The following is a 21773-nucleotide window of genomic DNA, read 5'->3' on the forward strand; positions in this document are numbered from 1 at the left end:
ACCGTGGCCGTCGGACCTGTGGAATACCTCGTCATCGCCTTCCCCGGCGGTCGCTTCACCGGGGCGGTCGCCCCCGCCCTCGCCGAGGCCGTGTCGTCCGGTGCCGTACGCGTCGGCGACCTGGTCTTCGTCCGGCGGACCGAAGGCGGCGCGCCGGCCCCGGTGGACCTGCGGGAGCTGGACCCCGAGGGGGTGGTTCCCGCCGATACGGCGGAGGGCGGGGCGGCGCCGGTGCTGAGCGCGGAGGACATCGACCGGCTCGACCAGGGCGTACCGGCGGGCGATGTCGTCGCGATCGTCGTCCGGGAAGACCTGTGGACCACGGAGCTCGCCCGTACGGCCCGCGAGGCGGGCGGCACGTTCGTCGCGCACGAGCGCCTCGGCGCCGACGGGGCCGGGACGGACGAGGCCGCGGGCGACGACATCATCAACCGGCTGGAGCGCCTCGCCGAGCTGTGGAAGCGCGAGATTCTCACCGACGCCGAGTTCGTGGAGCAGAAGACCAGGCTTCTGTCGGACTGACGCGTACGACGTTGATCCTGTGTAGGGCGAATTCCTGGAACTCATCGGGGAAAGAGGCAGTTCATCGTGCAGACCGCCCGGACCGTTCCGGCCGCCACCGTCGTCAATCTGCGCGACCTGGGGGGCATCGCCCTCGGGCGTGACCGCCGGGTGCGGCAGGGTGTCCTGTTCCGCTCGGGTCAGCTGAGCGAACTCGACCCGGCACGCGACCGCGCGGTGGCCGCGCTCGGCATCCGCACCGTCGTGGACCTGCGCACCGCCGACGAGCGCCAGTGGGCGCCGGACCGGCTGCCGGACCGGGCCCGGCTCTTCGTCGCCGACGTGCTGGGCGACCACCCGGGCGTGGCGCCCGCCCGGCTGCGCTCCCTGCTCGCCGACCCGGCCGAGGCCGAGCGGACACTCGGGGGCGGCCGGGCCGAGGAACTCTTCGCCGAGACCTACCGCAAGATGGTCCTCTCACCGGGCGCCGCGGCCGCCTACCGGGCCTTCCTGGAGACGGCGGCCGACCCCGCCGCGCGCCCGGTGCTCTTCCACTGCACGGCGGGCAAGGACCGTACCGGCTGGGCGGCGGCCGTCCTGCTGATGATCCTGGGAGCGCCCCGCGCGACGGTCCGCTCCGACTTCCTCGCGGTCAACCCCGCCGTACGGGCCGCCTTCGCCCCCCAGGTGACGAAGTTCCTCGACGGCGGCGGCGACCCCGCCGTCGCCGCGGCGATCATTGAGGTCCGCCCCCGCTACCTCGACGTGGCGCTCGACGCCATGGACGAGCGGTGGGGCGGCCTCGACGGCTACGTCCGCAACGGCCTGCGCGTGCCCGACGCCGTACTGGAACGGCTGCGCAACGGCCTGGTGGTACGCAGCTGACGACCGAGGCGTCGCCACAGGTGAAGGGGCCGGTCCGGCCGAGAAGCTCTCGGCCGGACCGGCCCCTTCACACGGTCGTACGAACCCCCTCACAGGCGTACGAGGCGCTCCGTCAGGTCACGGTAGTGCTGAAGGGCGATCCGCAGATCCTCGGTGTCCGCCCCGGAGCCCGCGCCGCTTCCGTCCTTCCCCGAGCGCAGCCGCCGCCCGCGTTCCGCCAGGGCGGCTCCCAGGTCCGCCACGACCTCCTCGAACGTGGCGTCGGCGTCCCGTACCGCCCGGTACGGGTCTTCCACGAATCCGGTCACCGCCTGTTGGATCCGGGTGGCGAAGGCCTCCTGCTCCGCGGGGGCGAACAGCGGGCTCCCGGGGTGCGGTCCGTTCTCGGCCGGCTTCCCCGCGGTGACCGGACCGGCTCCGGGGACCGTACGGCCGGAGGCGGCGCGGGGGTCCGCGGGCTGCCCGACCGCTTCCGTCTCCATGCCCGTGACCTTCCTCGGGGCCTGGTCGGGCGTGCCCGGGCGCCGGACGGGGGTACCCGTGTCAATGGGGTCGGCGCCCTCCGGAAGCCCGGCGGCGGAGGTCGGGTTCGTCCTGTCGTTCGGTATCCGCGTCATGATGTGCCGCGTCCCTTCACCAGATGCCGGTTGCCGTGTTCACGCCCCGACGGGCCGCCCGCGAGCAGGGCGTCGAAGAGCTTGCGGGCCTCGATGAGGGCCTCACGCCTCTCCTCCGTGCTCGCGTCCCCGCGCCGCGCCGTGTGCACCCGGCGGTAGCCGTCGACGTGGGCTGCGTGGTGGACGGAGAGCGCGTCCGTACGGTCCTCGAAGTCGTCGCCGTCCGGGAAGCCGCGCTCGCGCGACAGGTCGGCCAGCAGCGCGTCGGCCTCGGTGAGGGAGCGCTCCGGCGATTCGACGAACAGTTCCTGGGCGCCGGCCCAGCGGGCGGCGTAGCGCGCGCGGGCCTCCTCGGTCAGCGGGCGCTCCTCGATGGCCCCGTGCCGCTTCACCCGATCGCCGAGCTCCTGCTCGGCCGCCTCGGTGTCGCCGCCGTGCCGGGCGACCACCCGGTCGTACTCCGGGCCGAAGCGGCTGCGCAGCCCCCGGCCGCCGCCGGCGAGGCGCCCCCGCAGCAGGAGGAACGCGGCGACGGCCGCCACGGCGACCACGGCGATGATGATGATCGCTGTCGTCACGGCTACCGCCCCCACCGTTCATCGCCCGGTACGTAGCTCTGCTGTCGCACAGTGGTCAACCCCTTTCGGTCCGGGCCCGGCGCCAATCGCCGGACGGCGTGCTGGAGTTCGTGTACCCCCGGATCCCCGTTCGAGGCAGCCGCCCGCGACGGAAGGCTCGGTGTGACGCCCTGTGTAGGGTGAGAACGTCGGATCGGCAGCAGACCGGAGGGGCACGCGATGACGGAGCGCAAACCACCGGGGGTCAGCTTCGAGTCCTGGGTCGACCGGCAGATCCACGAGGCGCAGGAGCGCGGCGACTTCTCCCGGCTCCCGGGCTTCGGCAAACCGATCGCCGGCCTGGAACGCCCGTACGACGAGGCCTGGTGGATCAAACAGAAGATGCAGCGGGAGGGCGTGTCGATGCTGCCGCCCGCGCTGGCCCTGCGCAAAGAGGCGGAGGACGTCCCCGCCGCGGTGGCCGCGGCCCGCACCGAGTCCGAGGTGCGGCGCATCCTGACCGAGGTGAACGAGAAGATCGATCGGGCCGTCACGATGCCCCCCGAGGGCCCGCCGCTGCGCCTCAAGCCCTTCGACGTCGAGGCGACCGTCCGCCGCTGGCGCGAGGAGCACCGCCCCGCCTGAGACCCGCCACGGGGCGGTGCCCGATAATCGCCGTATGCAACCGGGCGGCGCAGGACGACGAGACGGGCGCGCCCCACGGCGTGCCGACGTGGTGATCCGCCGGGCCGTGGCGCGCGACGCCGCCCGACTGACCCGGCTGGTCCGCACGTCACGCGCCTACGAGGGCCCGTACGCCCCGATGGTCGCGGGCTACCGGGTCGGACCGGACTACATCGAGGCGCACCGTGTCTTCGTCGCCGCGGACGACGCCACGGGCCAGGTGCTCGGCTTCTACGCGCTGCTCCTCGACCCGCCCGAACTGGACCTGATGTTCGTCGCCGACGCCGCCCAGGGGCTCGGCATCGGCCGACTGCTCGCCGCGCATCTGCGCGAGGAGGCCCGCGGCGCCGGGCTCACGGGCGTCCGGATCATCTCCCACCCGCCCGCCGAGGGCTTCTACCGGAGCATCGGCGCCGCGCCCGTCGGTACGGTCCGGGCGCGCCCGCCGGCGGTGATGTGGGACCGCCCCGAACTCCTGCTCCCGGTGCCGGTCAGCCGCCGTACGGGCGAGTGATCAGCTCCAGCCAATGACCGCCGGGATCGGGGAAGTACACGCCCCGCCCGCCGTCATTGCGGTTGATCTCGCCGGGGTGCTTCCGATGGGGATCGGCGTAGAACTCGATTCCCAGCGCCTGGATCTTCGCGAACGCGGAGTCGAACTCCGCCTCCGAGATGAGGAAGGCGTAGTGCTGCGGGGTGATCGAATCGGCGGAAATCGTCGCGAAATCCAGCGTGACGCTGTTCGCGAGAACGACCGGAATGAACGGACCCCACTCCTCGCCGACCGTCAGATCCAGCAGATCCGCGAAGAATTCGGCGGACTCGCGGTTGTCCTTGCAATGGACGATGGTGTGGTTCAACTCGACTGACACGGTGGAATGCCTCCAACGGGCATCTCACGGGCTACCTCCACGCCTCACCCGGCCGGTGACCGACGCGCGATGCCCTGCGACGATCCTAGACGCGCCGCACAGCCAGGTCGAGCGCGTTCGGATTGGCCCCGCGCCGCCGGGGCACCCGTAGTCCCGGATCGAACGTGTGTCTAAGCGCCCCGATCGGGTCGAGACGAGGAGAACACCGATGACGGAGACCCATGGCAGAGGCCGGGAGGAGACCCAGGATGAGCGGGCGGACCGGCAGTGGTCCGAACTCCTCCAGGAACTGCGCGTCGCGCAGACCGGGGTGCAGATCCTGTTCGGCTTCCTGCTCGCGGTGGTCTTCCAGTCACGGTTCGAGGACCTGGGGGACGTCGACCGGAACATCTACGTGGCGACCGTGATGCTGGGCTCCGCGACCGCGGCGGCGCTCATCGGCCCCGTCTCGTACCATCGGCTGCTCACCGGCCGCCGGATGAAGCCCGAGACGGTGATCTGGGCCTCGCGGATGACCGTCCTCGGCCTGGTGCTCCTCTTCTGCACCATGTGCTCGGCGCTGCTGCTGATCATGCGTGTGGCCCTGCACAACGAGACGGCCCTGTGGCTGGTCGGCGGGATGGCTCTGTGGTTCCTGGCCTGTTGGTTCGTCTTCCCGGTGTGGGCCATCGCCAAGGGACGTTCCGGCCCGCGCGAGAGCGACACGGACGGCAGGGGCGACAGCGGGGACCGGGAGCGCGACGCCTAGGGGCTGTCAGGCCGGGCTGCGAACATCGGTCACCGCGAACAGCGCGCCGTCCGGATCGCGCAGCGTGACCTCGGTGCCTTCGAAACCGGTGCGGTCCTCCACGAGGGTGCCGCCGTGCTGCTCCGCCGCTGCGACCGTCTCCGCGAGGTCCGCCACCGGGAACTGGACCAGCCAGTGCGGGCGCACCAGCGGGTCGGCCGCGGCCTCCACGGCCCCGGAACTGATCCGGGCCAGCGGTTGGCCCTCGCACCGCACGATGACCTCCTCGCCCTCGTACGCGACATCGCAGCCCCCGGGCCGCCCGCTCGCCCAGTCGAGCACCTCGCCGTAGAAGATCGCCGCGTCGAAGGCGTTCCGGGTCCGCAGCCGCAGCCAGGAGTGGGCATGGTCGGCGGGGGCCGGCGGCGACGTGGAGGGTTCGGTGCGCTCCCACAGGCCGAAGGTCGCCCCGTCCCGGTCCGAGGCCAGCACCCCGCGCCCCTTGCCGAGCGTCAGCGGGCCCACCGCCACCGTCCCGCTGCGCTCGCGGATCCGGGCGGCGGCCACGTTCGCGTCCTCGACCGAGAAGTACGGCGTCCAGGCCACCGCGACCTGGAACGCCGAGGAGACGGCGAAGAGGCCGGCCACCGGGACCTGACCGCGGTAGGCGACCGAGAAGTCGGACCCGAGCCGCCCGGGGCGGAACGACCAGCCCAGGACCTGGGAGTAGAACCGCTCGGCGGTCTCCCGGTGCCGCGTCATGAGGGTGACCCAGCACGGTGCGGCCGGCCCCGTCAGAGGCGCTGCCGAGGAGGCCGTACGGGGATCGCTTCCGGTCATGGTCCACTGCCTTCGTCGGGGAGCGGCGTCCTGCCCGGCCGCTGCGGTCCAGCAACCAGCCTCGACCGGCCCGCCCGGTCCCGCAACGCGGGCCGCACGCCGGGCCGGGTCACAGCCCGGCGCGCGGCGGGGCGTTCGTGACGTCGAGGAACACCTGGTCGGCCTGCGGCCACCGGTCGGCCATCGCCTCCCTGATGCGCATCGAGACCTCCTCGATGCGCTCGCTGTCGATGCCGGGGGCGAGGTCGATCCGGGCGGCCACCAGGACCGAGTCCATGCCGAGGCGCATCGTGAGCAGCTCGGCGACGTTGTCGATCTCGCTCTGGCGCATCAGGAAGCCCACGAGATCACGGCGCAGCTCCGGATCGACGGCCTCGCCGATCAGCTGGTCGCGAGCGTCCCGTCCGAGCCGGAAGGCCACGTACACGAGCAGCAGTCCGATCCCCAGCGAGGCCGCCGCCTCCCACACCACACTGCCGGTGGCGAGATGCAGGCCCATGCCCCCCATCGCCAGGGTCACGCCGAGAACCGCCGTGCTGTCCTCGGCGATGACGGTGCGCAGGGCCGGGTCCAGCGAGCCGCGCTTCTCGCCGCGCGCCTGGTGCAGGGCCCGCGTGAGGGAGGTGGCCTCGGCGACGAAGGCGACGCCGAGGACGATCAGCCCCGCCGTGTAGCCCTCGGGCGACTCCTGGTCGTCCCGGCGCAGCGCGGAGAACCCCTGGTAGAACGAGAAACAACCGCCCATCACGAAGATCCCGACAGCGGCCAGCAGCGCCCAGAAGAAGCGCTCCTTGCCGTATCCGAACGGATGGCGGGCGTCGGCGGGACGGCGGCTGCGCCGGAGCGCGGCGAGGAGGAACACTTCGTTGAGGCTGTCGGCGACCGAGTGGGCGGCCTCCGACAACAGGGCGGGGGAGCCGGAGGCCAGTCCGCCCACGGTCTTGGCCGCCGCGATCACGAGGTTGGCCGCGAGCGCGACCAGGACCGTGAGACGAGTACGTCGGTCGGCGGCCGAGCCGGCCATGACAACCTCCTGGACCTCCTGGGCAGAGGGGGCCTGCGTGCCGCCCCCCCCGGGGGGCACGGGCGGGTCAGCCGCGGGGCTGCTCCTCGTCGGGCGGCAGCGGGCCGTTGCCGTGGTCCTTCAGCTCGTACGGCGACAGCGCGTGGCCGTCCTCGGGGAAGCGGTCGGAGGAATGCGGGTCGGTCTGCTCGATGTGCGTACGCCGCTCGGGCTTCGTCGGCTGCTCATGGGGCTGGGGCGGCGGCGGCTCGGCGTCGTGCTTGCGCTTGCTGAGGAGGAACCCACCGATCAGCAGGGCCACGACGGCCAGCGCCACGACGCCCATGAAAATCCCCAGAGCCCCCGTGCCGTCCGCGAGCGGGACCTCGGCGGGCGCATCGACCGCATTGACTGCCTTCAGAACATCCATGTCATCCGCATACCCCGAGAGAAGGGCATCAGTCAGCTATTCACAGCAATTCATGTTTTATGGGTATCTCAGGGGAAACGCGTTTCAAGACCGCGAGTCAGGACAGCCCTCCTGCCCGCCCTCAGGAAGTTCAGACCCCCCGGAAGGAACCACGGTGAACAGCACCCCCGAGCAGAGCGGCGAGGAGCACCCGGCAGGCCGGGAGGTGGTGGTCTCGCTCAGCCGCTGCGACACCGAGGACGCCCGGACCGTGTTCGACGTACTCGCCACCGGCTTCGCCTCCGACCACCCGATGGGCGAGACCCCCGAGCAGACCTCCGGCCCCCGCCCGACCGTCTGGGTCACCACCGTCGACGTGTCCGAACCGAAGGCCGACGCCACCCCCGCCCGCCTCACCGCACCGGTCACGGTGGACGCCCAGGGCGGCTACTGGGCCGTCGACCGGCTGCGTACCCACCTCACCGGGGCCTTCGCGGTGAGCGTCGTCGGCACCGCCGCCGGCGACCAGGAGCAGGAGGTCCGGCTGCGGCTGCAGAGCCGCTGACCGCCCGGACGAGGACACACCCGGAACACGACCGGAAAACCACCGGGGCGGGACCTGCCCCGCCGCGAAGCGAAAGGCGCGCGCATGGACTCCCTCGCTCTCGGAGCGGACCTCGAACCGGAACCGGTCGTCGACGAACAATCCCCCGTGACCCTGTTCGTCAACGGCGAGGAGACGACGCTGACCGTCGACCACCGCGCCACCGTCCTGGAGACGCTCCGGGAGCGCTTCGGCCTCACCGGGGCCAAGAAGGGCTGCGACCACGGCCAGTGCGGGGCCTGCACGGTCCTCGTCGACGGGCGGCGGATCAACAGCTGCCTGCTGCTCGCCGTCACCCAGGACGGCGCCACGATCACCACGGTGGAAGGGCTCGCCGACGGCGAGAGCCTGCACCCGCTGCAGCAGGCGTTCGTGGAGCGGGACGCCCTCCAGTGCGGCTTCTGCACCCCGGGCCAGATCTGCTCCGCCGTGGGCATGCTCGGCGAAGCCGCCGACGGGCACCCCTCGCACGTCACCCGGCCGGACACCGCGACCGGGCCGGTCGCGCTCGACGCCGACGAGATCCGGGAACGCATGAGCGGCAACCTGTGCCGGTGCGGGGCCTACCCCCGGATCGTCGAAGCCATCGAGGACGTGATCGAGTGAAACCGTTCGGCTATGCGCGCCCCGCCTCCACCGACGAGGCCGTCCGGCTCTGCGCGGCCGGCCCCGGCGCCCGCTTCCTGGGCGGCGGCACCAATCTGGTGGACCTGATGAAGCTCGGCGTGGAGACGCCCCGGGTCCTCATCGACGTCTCCGGGCTGCCCCTGAACCGGGTGACCCGGACGGCGGACGGCGGCCTGAGCATCGGCGCCACCGTGCGCAACAGCGACCTCGCCGCCCACCCCGAGGTGACGGAGAACTACCCGGCCCTGTCCCAGGCGCTGCTGGCCGGGGCGTCCGGCCAGCTCCGCAACGCCGCCACCACCGGCGGCAACCTGCTCCAGCGCACCCGGTGCCGCTACTTCCAGGACGTCTCCAAGCCCTGCAACAAACGGCTCCCCGGATCCGGCTGCCCCGCGCTCGAAGGGACCCACCGCGACCTCGCGGTCCTCGGGCACTCGCCGGAGTGCGTGGCCACCAACCCGTCCGACATGGCCGTGGCCCTCGCCGCCCTGGACGCCACCGTCCTCCTCATCGGGCCCGAGGGTGAACGGGCCGTACCGCTCACCGAATTCCACCGTCTGCCGGGGGAGAACCCCGACCAGGACACCGTGATCAGGCCCGGCGAGCTGATCACCGAGGTGGTGCTCCCGCCGCCGGCGCCCGGGGCGGCCTCCCGCTACCGCAAGGCCCGCGACCGGGCCAGTTTCGCCTTCGCGCTGGTCTCCGTCGCCGCCACGCTGCGGGTGGCGGCGGGCCGCGTGGAGCACGCCACGCTCGCCTTCGGCGGCGTCGCCCACCGGCCGTGGCGGGCCCGCAGGGCCGAGGCCGAACTGCGGGACGCTCCGGCCACCCCCGCGGCCTTCCAGCACGCCCTGATCGCCGAGCTGGCCGAGGCGCGGCCGCTGCGCGACAACGCGTTCAAGGTGGACCTCGCCCGCCGCCTCGCCCTGGACGTGCTCGGCGAACTCACCGAGCGGCAGCCGGTACGGACCGGCTGACCCCGCCAGGACCGGCTCGGCCCACCCGGACCGGCCGACCTCGCCGTCCCCGGGCAACGGCCGCCCTCCCGCACCACCGACCCCCGAGGATCCCGCCATGACCACGCAAGCCCCGCAGTTCCCCGGTGCGCCCGTCGTCCGCAGAGAGGCCCGGGACAAGGTGACCGGCACCGCCCGCTACGCGGCGGACCGCGCGCCCGCCGGCTGTCTGTACGCCTGGACCGTCCCGGCCACCGTCGCGGCCGGACGCGTCACCGCCGTACGGGCCGTCGACGCCCTCGCCGTACCCGGCGTCCACTCCGTCCTCACCCACGACAACGCCCCCCGGCTCCAGGAGCCCGACGACCCGATCCTCGCCGTGCTCCAGGACGACCGCGTCCCGCACCACGGCCTGCCGGTCGCCCTCGTGATCGCGGATTCGCTGGAGGCCGCCCGGACCGGAGCCGGGGAGCTCCACATCGAGTACGAACGCGACCCGCACGACGTCACCCTCACCGAGGACCACCCCGGCCTGTACACGCCCGAGGAGGCCAACGGCGGGTTCCCCGCCGTCCGCAACCGCGGCGACGTGGAGAGGGCCCTGGCCGACTCGCCCGTCCAGGTCGACGCGACGTACCGGATGGACGCACTGCACAACCACCCCATGGAGCCGCACGCCGCCACCGCCGTATGGGCCGACGGACATCTCACCGTCCACGACTCCAGCCAGGGCTCCACCAAGGTCCGCGAGAGTCTGGCCCAGGCGTTCGGCCTCGACCAGGAACGGGTCACCGTGGTCTCCGAACACGTCGGCGGCGGCTTCGGCTCGAAGGGCACCACTCGCCCCCAGGCGGTCCTGGCCGCCATGGCCGCCCGGCACACCGGACGTCCCGTCAAGCTCGTCTTCCCCCGCGCCCAGCTCGCCGAGGTCGTCGGCCACCGGGCCCCCACGATCCAGCGGGTCCGGCTCGGCGCCGACCTCGACGGCCTGCTCACCGCCGTCAGCCACGAGGTGGTCACCCAGACCTCCACGGTGAAGGAGTTCGTCGAGCAGGCCGCCGTGCCCGCCCGCGTCATGTACGCCTCGCCGAACAGCCGCACCGGGCACCGGGTGGTCGCCCTCGACGTGCCCAGCCCCTCCTGGATGCGCGCCCCGGGAGAGGCCTCGGGGATGTACGCCCTGGAGTCCGCCATGGACGAACTCGCCTCCGCGCTCGGCCTCGACCCCGTGGAGCTGCGGCTGCGCAACGAACCCGCGACCGAACCGGACAGCGGCCGCCCCTTCAGCAGCCGCGGCCTCGCGGCCTGTCTGCGCGACGGTGCGGCACGGTTCGGCTGGCACGACCGCGACCCCCGCCCCGCAGCCCGCCAGGAGGGCCGCTGGCTCATCGGCACGGGCGTGGCCTCCGCGACGTACCCCGTCCTCGTCTCCCGGTCCACCGCGAGCGCCCACGCCGCCCCGGACGGCTCCCTGAGCATCCGGGTCAACGCCACCGACATCGGCACCGGGGCCCGCACCGTGCTGGCCCAGATCGCCGCCGACGCGCTCGGCACCGACCCCGCGGCCGTCCACATCGACATCGGCTCCACCGAGCTGCCCACCGCCCCGCTGGCCGGCGGCTCCTCCGGCACCGCCTCCTGGGGCTGGGCCGTGCACAAGGCCGCGGCCGACCTCGCCGCCCGCCTCGCCGAGCACACCGGGCCGCTCCCCGTCGAGGGGATCACCACCACCGCCGACACCGAGCGGGAGACCGCCGAGGAGTCCCCGTACGCCCGGCACGCCTTCGGCGCCCACTTCGCCGAGACGGCCGTCGACGCCGTCACCGGCGAGGTGCGCGTCCGCCGGCTCCTCGGGGTGTACGCCGCCGGGCGCATCCTCAACGCGCGCACCGCCCGCTCCCAGTTCACCGGCGGCATGGTGATGGGCATCGGCATGGCCCTCACCGAGGGCTGCGGCATCGACCCGGTCTTCGGCGACTTCACCGCCAAGGACCTCGCCTCCTACCACGTGCCCGTCTGCGCCGACACCGCCGACATCCAGGCCCACTGGATCGAGGAGGACGACCGCCACCTCAACCCCATGGGCAGCAAGGGCATCGGCGAGATCGGGATCGTCGGCACCGCCGCCGCCATCGGCAACGCGGTCCGCCACGCCACCGGCGCCCGGCTGCGCGAACTGCCCCTCACCCCGGACACCCTGTTGCCCTACCTGCTGTGACCAAGCACCGCCCCCACCAGCACGGACGGCCCAGCTGTTGCGCGTCCGGCGTACCGGCCTCACCCTGAGGAGTGACCCAGAAGTGATAGGTGCTCACGCTTCGTGTTCGGGGGTCGATCGTACGACGGGGTGAAGTACGACGGGGTGAAGCACGTGGGCCTCGTGGTGAGGAGCCTCGACGATGACCGTTCCACTCGACCGGCACTGTTCGGTCGAACTGCAGGTGTCGGCAGAGCGCGTTTCCCAGCTGCGGCGGATCGTCGCCGCACACCTCCGTCACTGGAGTCTCGATCTGCACGTCCGGCCGGTGTGCCGGGCCCTGGACGAACTCCTGACCAACGTCCACCGGCATGTCGGCGACGGCAACACCTGCGTCCTCGAACTCCGCTGGACCGGACGGCACGTGACCGTGTCCGTCGCCGACAACAGCGCCCGGATGCCCCGGCTCCTGCCGGCCGGCGGCGGGCTGAGCCGGGTCATGGCCCTCAGCGACAGCTGGGGCACCTGCCGGACCACGGACGGCAAAGTGGTCTGGTTCACCCGCTACGCCGAGGCGCCGAAGGCCGCGGGACTGCTCCCGTACGCCCCGCTGCCCGGCGTCCGCACCGCCCGTGCCGTCCCGGTGGCGGCGCTCGTGTAACCGCTCCAGCAGGCGGCCCGCACACCGGCCGACGCGGATCGTGTCCCCTGGGCACGCATGATCCGCGTCGGCCGGGTACGTGCGGGGGAGGGGAGGACCGCGTTGCGCGGACCGGTGCGGCGCGGCACGGTCGGACTACCGATGCAAGGAGGCCACTACCATGCCCATCGCGACGGTCAACCCCGCGAACGGCGAACTGATCAGGTCATTCGACGCCCTCGGCGAGGAGGAGACCGAACGCCGGATCACCGCCGCCGCGGAGACCTTCCGCCAGTACCGCACCACCCCCTTCCAGCAGCGCGCGGTCTGGCTGAACCGGGCCGCCGACCTCCTCGACGAGGACCGCGACACCATCGCCCGCACGATGACCCTGGAGATGGGCAAGCCCATCGCCGCGGCCCGCGCGGAGGCGGCCAAGTGCGCGAAGGCGATGCGCTGGTACGCAGACCGCGCCGAGGGGCTGCTCGCCGACGAACACCCGGACCCCGCCGACGTCAAGGACTCCGGCGCTTCCCGCGCCCTGGTCCGCTACCGTCCGCTCGGCGTGGTCCTCGCCGTGATGCCGTGGAACTTCCCGCTCTGGCAGGTGGTGCGCTTCGCCGCACCCGCCCTGATGGCGGGCAACGTCGGGCTCCTCAAGCACGCGTCGAACGTCCCGCAGACCGCCCTCTACCTGGAGGACCTCTTCCACCGGGCCGGATTCCCGGCGGGCTGCTTCCGTACGCTGCTGATCGGCTCCGGCGCCGTCGAGGCCGTCCTGCGCGACCCGCGCGTCGTCGCCGCCACGCTCACCGGCAGCGAACCGGCCGGACGCTCCGTCGCCGCCACCGCCGGTGACGAGGTCAAGAAGACCGTCCTGGAGCTCGGCGGCAGCGACCCCTACCTCGTCCTGCCCTCGGCAGACGTGGAGAAGGCCGCTGCCACCGCCGTCACCGCACGCGTCCAGAACAACGGCCAGTCCTGCATCGCAGCCAAGCGCTTCATCGTCCACACCGATGTGTACGACGCGTTCGCAGAAGCCTTCACCGCGGGCATGCGGGCCCTGACCGTCGGCGACCCGCTGGAGGAAGCCACCGACATCGGGCCGCTCTCCACCGAACAGGGCCGCACCGACCTGGAGGAACTCGTCGACGACGCCGTCGGGCGCGGCGCCGAGGCGCTGTGCGGCGGCCGCCGCCCCGACAAGCTCGGCGGCGGCCTGGAGAACGGCTGGTTCTACGAGCCCACCGTGCTCGCCGGCATCACCACCGCCATGCGCATCCACCGCGAGGAGACCTTCGGACCGGTCGCCACCCTCTACCGGGTCGCCGACCTCGACGAGGCGATCCACCTGGCCAACGACACCCCCTTCGGCCTCAGCTCCAACGTCTGGACCCGCGACCAGGGCGAACAGGAACGCTGCGCCCGCGATCTGGAGGCCGGCGGCGTCTTCTTCAACGGGATGACCGCCTCGCACCCCGCCCTGCCCTTCGGCGGGATCAAGCGCTCCGGTTACGGCCGTGAGCTGGCCGGGCACGGCATCCGCGAGTTCTGCAACGCCACCACGCTCTGGTACGGGCCGGAGGCCTCCTGACATCCGACAGGCGCCCGTGCGCCGTCACCCGACGAGGAGACCTGCTCCGTGAGCGACACACCTGTCCGTTCCTCCCTCACCGACGACGAACTCGCGGCGCTCGACGCGCACTGGCGCGCGGCCAACTACCTCGCCGTCGGCCAGATCTATCTGATGGCCAACCCCCTGCTGACCCGACCGCTCGTCCCCGAGGACATCAAGCCCCGGCTCCTCGGGCACTGGGGGACCTCGCCGGGGCTCAACCTCGTCCACACCCACCTCAACCGGGTGATCAAGGCCCGCGACCTGAGCGCCCTGTGCGTCTGGGGGCCCGGCCACGGCGGACCCGCCGTCCTCGCCAACGCCTGGCTGGAGGGCAGCTACTCCGCCACCTATCCCGACGTCGGGCGGAACGCCGAGGGCATGGGCGCGCTGTTCAAGCAGTTCTCGTTCCCCGGCGGCGTACCCAGTCACGTCGCCCCCGAGACCCCCGGCTCCATCCACGAGGGCGGCGAACTCGGCTACGCCCTCAGCCACGCCTACGGGGCCGCCTTCGACCACCCGGAGCTGCTCGTCGCCTGCGTGATCGGCGACGGGGAGGCCGAGACGGGGCCGCTCGCCGCGTCCTGGCACGCCGACAAGTTCCTCGACCCGGTCCACGACGGGGCCGTCCTGCCCATCCTCCACCTCAACGGCTACAAGATCGCCAACCCGACGGTCCTGGCCCGCATCCCCGAGGAGGAGCTCGACCAACTGCTGTGCGGCTACGGCCACGAGCCGCTGTTCGTCGGCGGCGACGACCCGGCCGCTGTCCACCGGGACCTGGCCGCGGCCATGGACACCGCCCTCGACCGCATCGCCGCCCACCAGCGGGCGGCCCGGGAGGACGGCGTCACCGAACGCCCCCGCTGGCCCATGATCGTGCTGCGTACCCCCAAGGGCTGGACCGGCCCCGAAGAGGTCGACGGGCAGCCCGTGGAGAACACCTGGCGCTCCCACCAGGTCCCGCTCTCCGGAGTCCGGGACAACCCCCAGCACCTGCGGCAGCTGGAGGACTGGCTGCGCTCCTACCGGCCCGCCGAACTCTTCGACGCCGACGGCCGCCCCACCGAACAGGTCCTCGCCTGTGTGCCCGAGGGGGAGGCCCGCCTCGGCTCCACCCCGTATGCCAACGGCGGGCTGCTCCTGCGCGGCCTGCCACTGCCCGACCTCGCGGATTACGCCGTACGGGTGGACAAGCCCGGCACCTCCCTCCATGAGCCGACCAAGGTGCTCGGCGGTCTCCTGGAGAGTGTCATGGCCGCCACCGCGGACCGCAGGGACTTCCGGGTGGTCGGCCCCGACGAGACCGCCTCCAACCGGCTGGACGCCCTCTACCGGGCCACCGGCAAGGCCTGGCAGGCCGGGACCCTCGCCACGGACGAACACCTCGCCCACGACGGCCGGGTGATGGAGGTGCTCTCCGAACACCTCTGCCAGGGCTGGCTGGAGGGCTATCTCCTCACCGGGCGGCACGGTCTCTTCTCCAGCTACGAGGCGTTCGCCCACATCGTCGACTCCATGGTCAACCAGCACATCAAATGGCTGCGCACCTCGCGCCGGCTGCCCTGGCGGCGGCCCATCGCCTCGCTCAACTACCTGCTGACCTCGCACGTCTGGCGCCAGGACCACAACGGCTTCTCCCACCAGGACCCCGGCTTCGTCGACCACATCCTCAACAAGAGCCCCGAGGTCGTCCGCGTCTACCTCCCGCCGGACGCCAACACCCTGCTCTCGGTCGCCGACCACGTGCTGCGCAGCCGGGACTACGTCAACGTCGTCGTCGCCGGGAAGCAGCCGACCTTCGACTGGCTCACCCTGGACGAGGCCCGCGCCCACTGCGCCCGCGGGGCCGGGGTCTGGGAGTGGGCCGGGACCGAGGACGGCGGCCGGGAACCCGACGTGGTCCTCGGCTGCGCCGGTGACGTACCCACCCAGGAGATCCTGGCCGCCGCCGACCTGATCCGCCGCCACCTGCCGGAGCTGGCGGTGCGCGTGGTCAACGTCGTCGACATCGCCCGGCTGATGCCCGAGGCCGAACACCCGCACGGCATGCCGGACCCCGAGTTCGACGCCCTGTTCACCCGCGACAAGCCGGTGATCTTCGCCTATCACGGCTATCCGTGGCTGATCCACCGGCTCGCCTACCGCCGCACCGGCCACGCCAACCTCCATGTGCGCGGCTACAAGGAGGAAGGCACCACGACCACACCGTTCGACATGGTCGTCCGCAACGACCTCGACCGCTACCGGCTGGTCATGGACGTCATCGACCGGGTCCCGGGCCTCGGCGTCCGCGCCGTCGCCGTGCGCCGGCAGATGGCGGACATCCGCAGCCGCCACCACGACTGGATCCGCGAGCACGGCACGGATCTCCCGGAGGTCGTCGACTGGAAGTGGGGCGGCTGACCGGCCTGTTCACCAGGGGCCCCGACGGGCCGGCGCGGGCGATGCGCGATCATGGGCGGCGACCCTGCCCGGCCGGAGAGAGGCTCCCATGAAGCTGCGCTGCGCCGTCATCGAGGACTTCCAGTCCGTGGCCACCACCGTCGTCGACTGGTCGCCCGTCACCGACGACGTCGAGATCGTGACGTTCACCGAGCACCTCGCGACGGTGGACGAGACGGCTGCCGCCCTCGACGGCTTCGACATCGTGGTCACCCTGCGCGAGCGGGTGCCCTTCCCGGCGGAGCTGTTCGCGCGGCTGCCCCGGCTGCGGCTGCTCGTCGCCTCCGGTATGCGCAACTCCGTCATCGACTTCGACGCCGCGCGGCGGCACGGCGTCGAGGTCTGCGGCACCGCCAGCTCCTCCACGCCGCCCGTCGAGCTGACCTGGGCTCTGCTGCTGGGCCTGGCGCGCGGGATCGTCCCCGAGGCCGAGGCCCTGCGCACGGGCGGGCCCTGGCAGTCCACCCTCGGGGCCGATCTGCACGGGCGGACGCTCGGTCTGCTGGGGCTCGGGAAGATCGGCGCCCGGGTGGCGCAGGTGGGCCTGGCCTTCGGCATGGACGTGGTGGCCTGGAGCCAGAACCTCATGAAGGAACGGGCCGACGAGGTCGGCGTGACCCTGGCCGCCTCCAAGGAAGCGCTGCTGGCCGACAGCGACTTCGTCTCCGTCCACCTGGCGCTCGGCGAGCGGACCCGGGGGCTGATCGGCGCGGCCGAACTGGCCCGGATGCGCCCGACCGCGTACCTGATCAACACCTCCAGGGCGGCCATCGTCAACACGGACGCCCTGCTCGCCGCCCTGCGCGACGGCGAGATCGCGGGGGCGGCGACCGATGTGTTCGACGTCGAGCCGCTGCCCGCCGACGATCCGGTGCGGACGGCCCCGCGTCTGCTGGCCACCCCGCACCTGGGCTATGTGTCACGGGGCAACTACGAGACGTACTACGGCCAGGCGGTGGAGGACATCAGGGCGTTCCTCGACGGGCAGCCGGTCCGCCGCCTGGGCTGACGGCGGAGCCGGCCTCTCCCGGGGGCGTGCCGCCGCTCAGTAGCGCAGGGCCGCGGAGATCCGGCCGTGCTCCGCCAGCGAGTCGTCCTCCACGAAGACGACGTCGGCGCCGCTGTCCAGCGCCGCTTCGACCAGTTCGTCGACGATGTCCTCGCGGACCGCGCCGTCCGCGCTCTGCGTCGTCCCCTCGGGCACCGGCTCCAGATGCTCGTCGGTCACCCGCGCGGTCGCCTGGAAGTGTTCCTCGACCGCGACCAGGCCCGCCCGGCCCTCCCGGACGGCGGCCCACACCTCGTCGAGCCCGCCGGCGAAGGAGTGCGCGCTGCGGGCGTCGTCCAGCCGGTTCTCCACCTCGGCCGCCGCCTGATGCGCCCCCTCCTCCAGGGCGGGGCGCAGCTCTCGGAGGACCTCGGCGGCCGGCAGTTCGGCCGGCGCCCCCTTGGTGACCCGGCCGATCGCCGACCGCGAGCTCTCGCCGACGTCGTCCAGCAGGGCGAGAGCGGGGGCCAGCCCCATCAGATACAGCGGACGGGGATCGTCGGCGAGCACCGTACGCAGCTTCTCGTCGACGTCGCGGAAGAAGTTCCGGGTCTCCTCGTCGGTGAACGTGCTCGGGGTGTCCCCGATCCGCTCCTCACGCTGCGGGTTCGGCGGCTCCTTCGGCGCGGTCATCGGGAAGCCGCCGGTCCTCTCCGGCCGGATGCCGTCGCCGGTCCCGATCCACAGCGTGGCGTGGTCGGCGGCGACGGTCAGCGCCCGGAACGGCCGCGTCTGCGTCTTGGCCGCGACGAGGTTGCGGGTGAGGAAGGTGTCGCTCAGCACCACCCGTTCGGGTGCGGTGCGCGGCAGCCGCCAGATCTGGTAGTCGTCGGTGGTGACCAGGAGTACCAGGGAGTCCAGCGCTCCGCGCGGGTCCACCTCGCCCGCCGCCCGCTCCAACTGGGCCCGCAGGGCGGCCGCGACCTCCCGGCTCACCTCCGGGTCGGCGTCCAGCCGGTGCCCGGCCTCCGCCACCAGGTTCCGCAGCCGGACTGGGTCCTGGGCGTTGTCCGGGGCCTTGCGGTGGGTCGGCATGGTCAGGGACAGCGCCGGATAGGGCCGGGTCGCCCGCAGCTCCCGCAACACGTCGGCGGTCAGGGCGTCCGTATCCATCGTTCCCTCCCAGGGCTCGACCCGCTCCCGTATGAAGCGGATGCTTCGACGAGTCAATTCATACCTTTTGATCCTAATATGGGCGAGTTGTTGCTCGGAGTGCAGGAGCGGGTGTGCAGGAGGGTGCGCGATGTCCACGCTCACGGTGTGGAAGTTCCGGACGGCCGACGGCGCGGAGAACGTCGAGGAGGCCCTGAAATCCCTTCAGAAGGAAGGGCTGGTCAAGATCCTCGACGCGGCCGTGGTCAGCTGGCCCGCCGACCGGGCCAAGCCGCGCACCAGACAACTGCTCAACCTCGTCGGCGCCGGGGCCCTCAGCGGCACCTTCTGGGGCATGCTGTTCGGGCTGATCTTCCTCATGCCGCTGCTGGGCGCGGCCATCGGGGCGGCGGCCGGGGCGCTCGGCGGGAAGCTCGCGGACGTCGGCATCGACGACGACTTCATCGCCGAGGTCAAGGAGAAGGTCACGCCCGGAAGCTCGGCGCTCTTCCTGCTGACCATGAACGAGGTACCCGAGCGGATCGGCGCGCAGCTGCCCGGCGACGGCGCCGAACTCCTCCACAGCAATCTCGACACCGAGCGCGAGGCGAAGCTCCGCGACATCTTCGGTGACGACACGGCCTGACCCCCGCACCTTCCCCCCCACTCCTGGATTGGACGGACCGTCCGTGAAAGCGAACCTCCCCGCGCGCCGGGCCCGCGCCGCGCGAGCCCTGGCCCCCGTCGCGCTCGCGGCTCTGCTGCTCGCCGGTACGGCCGCCTGCGACTCCGACACCACCAGCGAAGGCACCGACCAGGGCGTCCACACCCTGACGCCCGAGCCGGAGGAGTCGCCGTCCGAGTCCCCGAGCCCGCGCACCCAGGAGAGCTTCGCCGCCTCGGTGTCCGCCGAGTCCGAGCGCGTACGGCAGGAGGCGACCAAGCGCCTCGACGAGGTGGAGGGGCGGGGCAACGCCGTCGCCGACGTCTCGGTCACCGGGCTGCCGCTCAGCGGCTCGGAGGAGGTCCGCAGCGCGCGCGTCCGGGTCACCAACCCCACCGACGAGGCCGCGTTCTACGCCGTGAAGGTGGAGTTCGTCGACGCCGAGGACAAGGTTCTGGACACCGTCGTCGTCGGCATCGAGGACGCGCCGCCGGACCGCACGGTCGACGCCCAGGCCAACAGCCGCAAGGCCGCCGGGGTCAAGACCTTCCCCCGGGTCGCCCAGGCCGAGCGCGGCTGAGGGGGCGCGGTCATGAGCGCCGCCGACGCGGTGACCGACTCGCTCCAGAACCTGCGTGACCGGTTCGCCGACGTACGGGACGGAAAACCGGCCGACTACATCCCCCAACTGGCCCTGGCCGATCCGAACGCCTTCGGGCTCGCGCTGGTCAGCATGGACGGACACCGCTACAGCGCGGGCGAGGCCGACATCCCCTTCACCCTCCAGTCCGTCTCCAAACCGTTCATCTACGCCCTCGCGCTCTCCCTGCTCGGCCTCGACGAGGTGAGCCGCTGGGTGGGCGCCGAGCCGAGCGGCGAGGCGTTCAACGCCATCAGCCTCGAACCCGACACCGGGCGGCCCGCCAACGCCATGGTCAACGCCGGCGCGATCGTCACCACCGCCCTGATCCCCGACACCCCCGACGAACCCGCCTTCGACCGGATCCTGCGCTGCCTCGGCCGGTTCGCCGGACGTGAACTGGACGTCGACGAAGAGGTGTTCAGCTCCGAATCGATCACCGGGGACCGCAACCGGGCGCTGGCCTACCTGATCCGCTCCACCGGCACCATGCCCGTCGACCCGGTCCTCGCCGTCGACCGCTACTTCCGCCAGTGCGCGATCCGCGTCACCGCGATCGACCTCGCCACGATGGCCGCGACGCTCGCCTACGGCGGCGTGAACCCGGTCACCGGCGAGGAGGTCGTCTCCGCCGAGGTCGCCGCCCGGGTCCTCGCCGTCATGGCGACCTGCGGCATGTACGACGGCTCCGGCGACTGGTTGCTGCGCGTCGGGCTGCCCGCCAAGAGCGGGGTGTCCGGCGGTCTCATCGCGGTGGGGCCCGCCCGCTTCGGGGTCGCCACGTACAGCCCGCCGCTGGACGCCACCGGCGGCTCGGTGCGCGGCCACGCCGCGCTGGAGACGATGTCGCAGCGCTACGGTCTCCACCTCATGCTCAACCCCGCGCTTCCGGGCTCCACCGTCACCCTCGTCACGACCGCGGACGATCTGCCGTCGGCGCCTTCCGCCGAGCACGAACGGGTCCTCCACGAACAGGTCGGCGTCGTCGTCGCCCAGGGGTCCATCGACTTCACGGCCGCCGAACGCGTGCTGTACGCCCTGGACGAGTCGGGGCCGAACGGCGGCTCCGTGGTGCTCGACCTGCACGACGTCACCGCCGTCGACTCCGTGGCCCTGGCCATGCTGCACACCGGCCTCGCGCGGCTCCTGTCCGACGGGCGGCGCGCGGCCGTCGTCGATCCGCGCGACCTGCTGGGCCCGCCCGACGTCCTGCGGAACGGGACCGGCCAGGACCTGCCGCGCTACGCCACCCGTGAGGATGCCGTCGAAGGCTGCGCGCAGGCCATGGCCGGGGGGAGCTGAGCAGGGACTACCAGATGGCGCCGACCCACTCGGGGTGGTCGATGAACGGGTTCCGGTTGTGCTGGAACTGCTCGAATATGACGTCGTTGCGGCGCTTCTCGAAGGTGTCCGGCGGGTCCTCCTGGCTCCACTCCTTCAGGACGGACAGCTTGCCCATCTTCGGCGCGGACCCGTTGTTCACCTGGTCGTTGGGTTCGAGGTCGGCGAAGGAGTCGTTGCCCTCGTAGCGCACGGCCATGTAGAGGATCATGCGGGCGACGTCGCCCTTGACCTCGTCGCGCGGCTCGAAGGAGTCGCCGTCGGTGAAGTTCCCCGGGGCGTCGCCCAGTTCGCTGCCGCCGTTGTCGAAGTCCTTGTTGCCCCGGGTGGAGTTGACCTGGACGTCCTCGGGCCGCAGGTGGTGGATGTCGGTGCCCGGACCCGTCGACGTTCCGAAGTCGCCGTGCGACTTGGCCCAGACGTGCTCCCGGTTCCACTGGCCCGAGCCCCCGCCGTTGTCGTTCTTCGACTGGGAGCGCCCGGTGTACAGCAGGACGACGTTGGAGGAGTTGGCGGGATCCTCGTCGGTCGCCTTGAGGGCGTCCCACACCTGGCTGTAGGAGAGCTTGGTCTGGTCGCTGATGATCGTGTGCAGGGCGGCTTTCAGTTCGGCGCCGGTCTTGCCGAGGGCGTCCTGGTAGTAGGTGTCGTCGAGGGCGGCGGCGGTCGCGGTGTACCGGCCGGGCGAGGCGTCCGCGGGGGCCGCGGCCGCGGTGCCGGCGAGTACGGTGACGGTGGCCACCGCGGCCAGCAGTGGACGCGCGTAGAACGAGTGGCGACGGGACATGTGGGGTGTCCTCTCCGGAACG

Annotated in this window: 24 protein-coding genes; 16 read left to right on the top strand and 8 right to left on the bottom strand. The window is 72.5% G+C overall.

The annotated features are described in order from the left end of the window. The first annotated feature begins 3 nt into the window (after positions 1-3). On the top strand, positions 4-522 hold the full coding sequence (locus tag D3105_RS02565; RefSeq protein WP_118899653.1) for an SHOCT domain-containing protein: 519 nt from the start codon (positions 4-6) through the stop codon (positions 520-522). Between the two features lie 66 nt (positions 523-588). Continuing rightward, positions 589-1386: a tyrosine-protein phosphatase gene (locus tag D3105_RS02570; protein WP_118899573.1), complete on the top strand. Its 798-nt coding sequence runs from the start codon at positions 589-591 to the stop codon at positions 1384-1386. 89 nt (positions 1387-1475) lie between these two features. Here D3105_RS02570 and D3105_RS02575 read toward each other — a convergent pair whose 3' ends face one another. Continuing rightward, positions 1476-2003 (bottom strand): hypothetical protein, encoded by a 528-nt coding sequence (locus D3105_RS02575; protein ID WP_118899576.1) that lies wholly within the window; start codon positions 2001-2003, stop codon positions 1476-1478. After that, on the bottom strand, positions 2000-2581 hold the full coding sequence (locus D3105_RS02580; protein WP_118899578.1) for a hypothetical protein: 582 nt from the start codon (positions 2579-2581) through the stop codon (positions 2000-2002). The genes D3105_RS02575 and D3105_RS02580 overlap by 4 nt, the downstream gene beginning before the upstream one ends. A gap of 219 nt (positions 2582-2800) precedes the next feature. On the opposite strand from D3105_RS02580, the gene D3105_RS02585 reads away from it, so the two are divergent. Further along, positions 2801-3205 carry a DUF1992 domain-containing protein gene (locus tag D3105_RS02585; protein ID WP_118899580.1) on the top strand — a complete coding sequence of 135 codons (405 nt, stop codon included), beginning with the start codon at positions 2801-2803 and terminating at the stop codon, positions 3203-3205. A 34-nt stretch (positions 3206-3239) separates the two neighbouring features. Continuing rightward, positions 3240-3758 carry a GNAT family N-acetyltransferase gene (locus D3105_RS02590; protein WP_118899582.1) on the top strand — a complete coding sequence of 173 codons (519 nt, stop codon included), beginning with the start codon at positions 3240-3242 and terminating at the stop codon, positions 3756-3758. On the opposite strand, the gene D3105_RS02595 is transcribed toward D3105_RS02590, so the two are convergent. Beyond that, a complete protein-coding gene (locus tag D3105_RS02595; protein ID WP_118899584.1) occupies positions 3736-4116 on the bottom strand; it encodes a VOC family protein in 381 nt (126 codons plus the stop codon). The genes D3105_RS02590 and D3105_RS02595 overlap by 23 nt on opposite strands. Before the next feature lie 208 nt (positions 4117-4324). Between D3105_RS02595 and D3105_RS02600 the strand changes: the two genes are divergently transcribed. Next, on the top strand, positions 4325-4864 hold the full coding sequence (locus tag D3105_RS02600; RefSeq protein WP_118899587.1) for a DUF6328 family protein: 540 nt from the start codon (positions 4325-4327) through the stop codon (positions 4862-4864). Positions 4865-4870: 6 nt separating this feature from the next. On the opposite strand, the gene D3105_RS02605 is transcribed toward D3105_RS02600, so the two are convergent. The 3 genes from D3105_RS02605 to D3105_RS02615 form a co-directional block, all read right to left on the bottom strand. After that, positions 4871-5683, bottom strand: coding sequence for a VOC family protein (locus tag D3105_RS02605; RefSeq protein WP_118899589.1), 813 nt, complete (start codon positions 5681-5683; stop codon positions 4871-4873). Positions 5684-5792: 109 nt separating this feature from the next. Further along, the gene (locus D3105_RS02610; protein WP_118899591.1) at positions 5793-6707 is read right to left on the bottom strand and encodes a cation diffusion facilitator family transporter; all 915 of its coding nucleotides are present in this window, start codon (positions 6705-6707) and stop codon (positions 5793-5795) included. Between the two features lie 67 nt (positions 6708-6774). Beyond that, complete coding sequence (locus D3105_RS02615; protein WP_118899594.1) at positions 6775-7116, bottom strand: DUF6479 family protein; 342 nt, start codon at positions 7114-7116, stop codon at positions 6775-6777. Positions 7117-7270: 154 nt separating this feature from the next. Between D3105_RS02615 and D3105_RS02620 the strand changes: the two genes are divergently transcribed. From D3105_RS02620 to D3105_RS02655, 8 genes are all read left to right on the top strand, one after another. Further along, on the top strand, positions 7271-7660 hold the full coding sequence (locus D3105_RS02620) for a hypothetical protein (protein ID WP_089114123.1): 390 nt from the start codon (positions 7271-7273) through the stop codon (positions 7658-7660). Between the two features lie 84 nt (positions 7661-7744). Then, on the top strand, positions 7745-8305 hold the full coding sequence (locus D3105_RS02625) for a 2Fe-2S iron-sulfur cluster-binding protein (protein WP_118899596.1): 561 nt from the start codon (positions 7745-7747) through the stop codon (positions 8303-8305). Continuing rightward, positions 8302-9303, top strand: coding sequence for an FAD binding domain-containing protein (locus D3105_RS02630; RefSeq protein ID WP_118899598.1), 1002 nt, complete (start codon positions 8302-8304; stop codon positions 9301-9303). Before D3105_RS02625 ends, D3105_RS02630 begins: the two co-directional genes overlap by 4 nt. Before the next feature lie 97 nt (positions 9304-9400). After that, positions 9401-11500 carry a xanthine dehydrogenase family protein molybdopterin-binding subunit gene (locus D3105_RS02635; protein WP_118899600.1) on the top strand — a complete coding sequence of 700 codons (2100 nt, stop codon included), beginning with the start codon at positions 9401-9403 and terminating at the stop codon, positions 11498-11500. 181 nt (positions 11501-11681) lie between these two features. After that, positions 11682-12140 carry an ATP-binding protein gene (locus tag D3105_RS02640; RefSeq protein WP_118899602.1) on the top strand — a complete coding sequence of 153 codons (459 nt, stop codon included), beginning with the start codon at positions 11682-11684 and terminating at the stop codon, positions 12138-12140. A gap of 160 nt (positions 12141-12300) precedes the next feature. Continuing rightward, a complete protein-coding gene (locus D3105_RS02645) occupies positions 12301-13713 on the top strand; it encodes an NADP-dependent succinic semialdehyde dehydrogenase (protein ID WP_118899604.1) in 1413 nt (470 codons plus the stop codon). Positions 13714-13761: 48 nt separating this feature from the next. Then, positions 13762-16140 (top strand): phosphoketolase family protein, encoded by a 2379-nt coding sequence (locus tag D3105_RS02650; RefSeq protein WP_118899606.1) that lies wholly within the window; start codon positions 13762-13764, stop codon positions 16138-16140. An 88-nt stretch (positions 16141-16228) separates the two neighbouring features. Continuing rightward, complete coding sequence (locus D3105_RS02655) at positions 16229-17188, top strand: D-2-hydroxyacid dehydrogenase family protein (RefSeq protein ID WP_118899608.1); 960 nt, start codon at positions 16229-16231, stop codon at positions 17186-17188. Between the two features lie 36 nt (positions 17189-17224). Here the strand turns inward: D3105_RS02655 and D3105_RS02660 are convergent, their stop codons facing one another. Next, complete coding sequence (locus tag D3105_RS02660; RefSeq protein WP_118899610.1) at positions 17225-18340, bottom strand: chemotaxis protein; 1116 nt, start codon at positions 18338-18340, stop codon at positions 17225-17227. Positions 18341-18470: 130 nt separating this feature from the next. On the opposite strand from D3105_RS02660, the gene D3105_RS02665 reads away from it, so the two are divergent. The 3 genes from D3105_RS02665 to glsA are packed head-to-tail and all read left to right on the top strand — an operon-like array spanning position 18471 to position 20925. After that, the gene (locus D3105_RS02665; RefSeq protein WP_118899612.1) at positions 18471-18965 is read left to right on the top strand and encodes a DUF1269 domain-containing protein; all 495 of its coding nucleotides are present in this window, start codon (positions 18471-18473) and stop codon (positions 18963-18965) included. Between the two features lie 43 nt (positions 18966-19008). Next, positions 19009-19563 (top strand): hypothetical protein, encoded by a 555-nt coding sequence (locus D3105_RS02670; protein ID WP_118899614.1) that lies wholly within the window; start codon positions 19009-19011, stop codon positions 19561-19563. A gap of 12 nt (positions 19564-19575) precedes the next feature. Then, complete coding sequence (glsA, locus tag D3105_RS02675) at positions 19576-20925, top strand: glutaminase A (RefSeq protein ID WP_118899616.1); 1350 nt, start codon at positions 19576-19578, stop codon at positions 20923-20925. A 7-nt stretch (positions 20926-20932) separates the two neighbouring features. On the opposite strand, the gene D3105_RS02680 is transcribed toward glsA, so the two are convergent. Further along, on the bottom strand, positions 20933-21751 hold the full coding sequence (locus D3105_RS02680; protein ID WP_118899618.1) for an endonuclease I family protein: 819 nt from the start codon (positions 21749-21751) through the stop codon (positions 20933-20935). Between the last annotated feature and the right edge of the window lie 22 nt (positions 21752-21773).

It is taken from the genome of Streptomyces globisporus, from assembly GCF_003501885.1.
GTDB lineage: Bacteria > Actinomycetota > Actinomycetes > Streptomycetales > Streptomycetaceae > Streptomyces > Streptomyces globisporus_D.